General features: G+C 72.8%; 6 protein-coding genes. 2 read left to right on the top strand and 4 right to left on the bottom strand.

Annotated elements, in window-relative coordinates:
• From OOT08_RS04865 to OOT08_RS04880, 4 genes are all read right to left on the bottom strand, one after another.
• A partial coding sequence (locus OOT08_RS04865) for a phosphoglyceromutase (protein ID WP_325091435.1) occupies window positions 1-691 on the bottom strand: 691 nt, incomplete at its 3' end.
• Between the two features lie 119 nt (window positions 692-810).
• Window positions 811-1,923, bottom strand: coding sequence for a CAF17-like 4Fe-4S cluster assembly/insertion protein YgfZ (gene ygfZ / locus OOT08_RS04870; RefSeq protein ID WP_325092110.1), 1,113 nt, complete (start codon window positions 1,921-1,923; stop codon window positions 811-813).
• 12 nt (window positions 1,924-1,935) lie between these two features.
• On the bottom strand, window positions 1,936-2,607 hold the full coding sequence (locus OOT08_RS04875) for an FABP family protein (RefSeq protein WP_325091436.1): 672 nt from the start codon (window positions 2,605-2,607) through the stop codon (window positions 1,936-1,938).
• A gap of 323 nt (window positions 2,608-2,930) precedes the next feature.
• On the bottom strand, window positions 2,931-3,233 hold the full coding sequence (locus OOT08_RS04880) for a hypothetical protein (protein WP_325091437.1): 303 nt from the start codon (window positions 3,231-3,233) through the stop codon (window positions 2,931-2,933).
• Window positions 3,234-3,346: 113 nt separating this feature from the next.
• Between OOT08_RS04880 and OOT08_RS04885 the strand changes: the two genes are divergently transcribed.
• Both OOT08_RS04885 and OOT08_RS04890 read left to right on the top strand, forming a co-directional pair.
• A complete protein-coding gene (locus OOT08_RS04885; protein WP_325091438.1) occupies window positions 3,347-4,060 on the top strand; it encodes a winged helix family transcriptional regulator in 714 nt (237 codons plus the stop codon).
• On the top strand, window positions 4,032-4,811 hold a 780-nt coding region (locus OOT08_RS04890; protein WP_325091439.1), incomplete at its 3' end, for a mycothiol synthase. The genes OOT08_RS04885 and OOT08_RS04890, both read left to right, overlap by 29 nt.

A 4,811-nucleotide genomic window follows, 5' to 3' on the forward strand; every position in this document is an offset into this window, starting at 1 on the left:
GGTCGAGGTAGCGTGCGGGGCCGGTGGGGCGGAAGGCGTCGTCCAGCTCGTAGACGAGGGGCATGCCGGTCGGGATGTTCAGCTCGGCGATGTCCTCGTCGCTGATGCCGTCGAGGTGCTTCACGAGGGCGCGCAGCGAGTTGCCGTGCGCGACGACGAGCACCGTGTTCCCGGCGGCGAGGTCGGGGATAATTTCGCCCTCCCAGTACGGCACGAGGCGGGTGATGACGTCCTGCAGGCACTCGGTGCGGGGCTGCTCGCCGTCGATGTCCGCGTAGCGCGGGTCGTTCGCCTGCGAGAATTCGCTGGCGTCATCGAGGGCGGGCGGCGGGGTGTCGAAGGAGCGACGCCACAGCATGAACTGCTCGTTGCCGAACTCCGCAAGCGTCTGGGCCTTGTCCTTGCCCTGCAGCGCCCCGTAGTGGCGCTCGTTGAGCCGCCAGGAGCGCTTGACCGGGATCCACAGCCGGTCCGCGGTGTCCAGGCCGAGGTTCGCGGTCTGAATCGCGCGGCTCAGCAGGGAGGTGTGCAGCACGTCGGGCAGCAGGCCCGATTCGGCGAGCAGCTCCCCGGCGCGCGCGGCCTCGCCGCGGCCTTTCTCGGTGAGGCGCACGTCCATCCAGCCGGTGAACAGGTTCTTCTCGTTCCACTCGCTTTGGCCGTGCCGCAGCAGGATCAGGGTGTGTGTCATACCCCCCAGCGTAGCCGAAATCGGCCCGGCGGTCCCCCGCTTCCCCCGCACGAGCGGACGAACGGTGTGCGACATTTCGGGGGTGCCGCGCAGCAGATTTGTCCGCGGCTGCGCCCGGGTCAGAGGCGCGGGAGGCGAGGAACGTCGCGGGTGGCGCCCGCACCGCGGGGCACGATCGTCTCCTGCGCGGCGGCGAGGGTCTCCCCCGTCGCGCCGTCAGCCCCCTCGAGCCGAATTTCAAGCGGGGCGTCCTCGGCGGTGTTCCGCTTGAGCATCGCGAGCGCGACCGGACCCCACTCGTGGTGCAGAGCGGCCCGGGTGATCCGACCGACGGGCTTCTCGCCGTCGACGGGGTACACGAGGGTGCCCGCCGCTGGCAGCTCGCCCGAGCTGCCGTCGAGGTGCAGCAGCACGAGCCGCCGGGGCGGGTGCCCCAGGTTGTGGACCTTCGCGACGGTCTCCTGCCCCCGGTAACAGCCCTTTTCCAGGTGCACGGCGGAGCGCAGCCAGTCCACCTCGTGCGGCAGGGAGCGCTCGTCACCCTCGGCGGCCTGGCTGGGCCGCCAGGCGAGAATCTGGAGCGCATCGAGGCTCAGGGCGCCCGCGACGCGGACCCGCTTGGCCGCGACGAGGTCGCGGGCGTCCGCGAGCGTCTCCCGGGGCACGATGACCTCGCGGTAGCTCCACCCGTTGCCGGGGTGGCCCTCGGCCGCGGCGTACAGCCAGCCGCCGCGCTGCACCTCGGCCCACGGGTCGTTCCAGGTGGCAACGACGCCCGGCAGCTCCGCGAGGAGCTCGGCCGCCTGGCCCCCGGCAAAGGCCCCGAGGATGCCGTGGCTCGCGCTGCGATCGGTCACCTCGACGCGCAGGGTGAAGCGCATCCGGTTCAGGAAGGCGGCGAGCCCCTCGGCCAGGCCGGGATCGACGAGCAGCCAGGCGGTCTCGCCGTCATCGGCGACGCGGATCGCGAATTCGATGCGCCCCTGGGGGTCCAGGAGCAGGGTTTCGGCGCTGCCCCCCGGGGGCAGGCGGGTGAGCGCCTGGCTCGTCATGGAGTCCAACCAGCTCAGCCGGTCCGGCCCCGCCACGGTGATGACGCCGTGATCCGAGCGGTCGATGATCGCCTCGCCAGCGGCGAGGGCGCGCTGCTCAATGAGCGGCGACCCGTAGTGCGCGGCGACGCCGCGGCCCTCCACGGCGACCGCCCCGGGGAGGCCGAGCAGGGGGCTCACGCCGGTCACGGCTCAGTCCCGCTTCGCGAGCCGGGCGGAGGCGTGCGTGCGCAGCTCCTGGCCGAGGGCGGACATGTCCCAGGCCCAGAGCAGGTGGCCCTCGACCAGTCCGTACATCCGGCTCGCGGAGGCGTAGTCCTTGCTGCCGGCGGCGCGCATGACGTGATCGGTCGCGAGGTCGATCCGGGGCCCGTTCACGGAGCCGAGATACAGCTCGCTGACGCCGGTCGGGTGCACGAGCGAGGCCGAGATGTCGAAGCCGCCGCTCGCGTTCCGGAGCGTTTCGACCTGCTCGGCGGTCGTGAAGGCGCTGTCCTCGGTCGCGGGGAGCATCCCGGGGCCGGGGTCGCCCGCGCCGCGTGGCCGGGCGAGGGACCAGTAGCCGAGCTCGCTGACGAGGGGGCGGGTCTGCTCCGCGTCGCCGAGCCCCGCGGAGGCGAGGCGGACGACCGCGTCGGCGCCGGACTCGTCGGCGGGCGGGGCCTGATCGCCGAGCAGCCAGGCGTAGGAGCTGTAGTTCAGAAACGGCATCCCGTCGTGGCTGAAGGAGATGCGCTGGCCGAACTCGGCGCTGCGACGTTCCCCATCGACCTCATAGTCGACGATGCCGCTGCCCTCCCAGACGCCGAGTAACCAGGACAGCGGAACGAGCTCCGCCGGAAGTCCACTGGGGATGTCGATCATGCGGTCCTCCGATGCGCAGGGATGCAAAAGCGCGCCGGGTGAGCGGCGCACGAGAGTTGGGGGTGGTTAGCGCTGGCCCTTGAAGAGGCGCGTGACCACAATGCCGGCCACCCAGACGATCGAAACCGAGGCAAGACCGAGCAGACCGAGGAAGAAGAGTTCGAGTGCGAGCAGCATGACTCCATCATACATCGAGTCGCGGCCCGCGGTGGCCAGCCGCCCGCGGCGGGGCGGGCCGTCCCGCCCCGGGGAGGGACGGGAGCCCTCCCCGGCGGAACGGCCGAGCTGAAGCGGGCGGCCACGCTGCGGCAGCGCGGCCGCGGTTAGGCAGAGCGGATGAGCAGGGAGACGCCCTCGACCGCGGCCACGATGACGAGCACCCCGCCCACGCTGAAGGAGGTCCGCGTGATGAAGCCCTCGCGCTGGGCCGTGCCCAGCTGCAGGGCGAAGGTTGCGAGCACGCCGATGCCGAGCGCGACGACGAGCCACTCGGCCCGCGCCGTGTCGGGCGCGAGGTTGACGGACAGGATCGCGACGAGAAGCGCGATAACCCACGCGGCAATCAGCCGGGGGACGTGCCAGTAGTGCTCGGGAGCCTCGGCAACGCTGTTCTGGGGTTCGGTCACCCCCTCATTGTGCCAGACCCGCGGCAACGGCCCTGGGAGGCGGGGGCTCCCAGAACACAAACGCTAGACTTTTGCCAGCGCGGGACGGCTCCCCGGGCAGTGGGGAGGCGGTTGTGGCACGGATTCTGCTCCTCAGCGCCCACGGGGCGGCCGAAGCGCTCCCCGCGCTCGGCCTGCTCGGGCACACGCTCTCCGTCGCCCCGCCGCAGCGCGCGGGCGAGCCGATGCCGACGGGCGCCGATCTCGCGATCCTTGATGCCCGGCTCGACCTGGCCGAGGCGCTGCGCGCCGCCGGCCTCCTCGCCCGCCTGCACCCGGAGCTGCCCACGCTTGGCGTTTTCGCCGAGGCCGGCCTCGCCGCGGTGTCCGCCCAGTGGCGGCTGACCGGCGTCGTCCTGGACGGGGCCGGCCCCGCCGAGCTGTCCGCCCGGATCCGCCTGGCGCTCGAAACCCCCGCGGCCCCCCTGGCCGCCGGCCCCGCGGCGGGCCACGGCGCGGGCACCCTGAGCGCGCGCGGCATCGTCATCGACGAGGCCAGCTACGCCGCGACCGCGAGCGGGCGCACCCTCGATCTCACCTATAAGGAGTTCGAGCTGCTCCGCTTCCTCGTCGCCAATCCGGGGCGCGTCTTCACCCGGGATCAGCTCCTCCACGAGGTCTGGGGACAGGACTACTTCGGCGGCACCCGCACCGTGGACGTGCATATTCGGCGGTTACGGGCAAAGCTGGGGGAACACGAGACGTTAATCGGCACGGTCCGAAACGTCGGCTACCGCTTCAACCGAGCAGAGGACGGCGATGACCCACACCACACTGACGAGCGCTGAGGCGGCCGCGGACGTTGAGACCCAGCGTCACGCCGAACAGATCATCGCCGCGGCCGCGGCCCACGACGGCCAGGAACCGATCTCGGACCAGGCCCGGGTGGACGCGCGCTCCGGGGACCGCGCGCTCCGGCTCATCCTCGGAGCGGACGATGGCTCGGCGGAGCCGGTGCCCGTCGGGGTTGCGGTGCTCGGCGGCGGGGAGCTCGACCTTGTGATCGACCCGGCGCACCGCGGTCGCGGACACGCCACCCGCGCACTCGATGCGCTCCTCCGTGAGGAGCCGGGGCCGCTGCGCGCCTGGGCGCACGGCGAGCAACCCACCGCCGATCGGCTACTCACGGGCGCGGGCTTCGCGCCCGTGCGCACCCTGCTCCGCCTCGCCCTCGACCCCGCGCTCCTGCCGGAGCCGACGCGCCCAGCGGCCCCGAGCGGCTTCGCCTTCGATACGTTCTCCCCCGCGGACGCCCCCGAGTGGCTCCGCGTGAACGCGCTCGCCTTCGCCAGCCACCCGGAGCAGGGACGGATGACCCAGCGCGACCTCGACGCCCGCCAGGCCGAAGCCTGGTTCGACGCCGAGGACTTCCTGCTGCTTCGCCCCGAGGGCACCGAGGCGTCCGCCCCCGGCGGCGAGCGCCCCGGGCCGGGCGACGCGCTCGCGGGCTTCAACTGGCTCAAGGTGGTGCGTTCCGAGGCCGCTGGCGCTCCGACGGTCGAGGGCGAGATCTACGCGATCGGGGTGGACCCGGGCTTC

This window comes from Leucobacter sp. M11, assembly GCF_035726885.1.
Classification (GTDB): domain Bacteria; phylum Actinomycetota; class Actinomycetes; order Actinomycetales; family Microbacteriaceae; genus JAPFRB01.

Coding starts and splice junctions, on each gene's coding strand:
- OOT08_RS04875 (WP_325091436.1), bottom strand. CDS start 2,607: ATGATCGACATCCCCAGTGGACTTCCGGCGGAGCTCGTTCCGCTGTCC.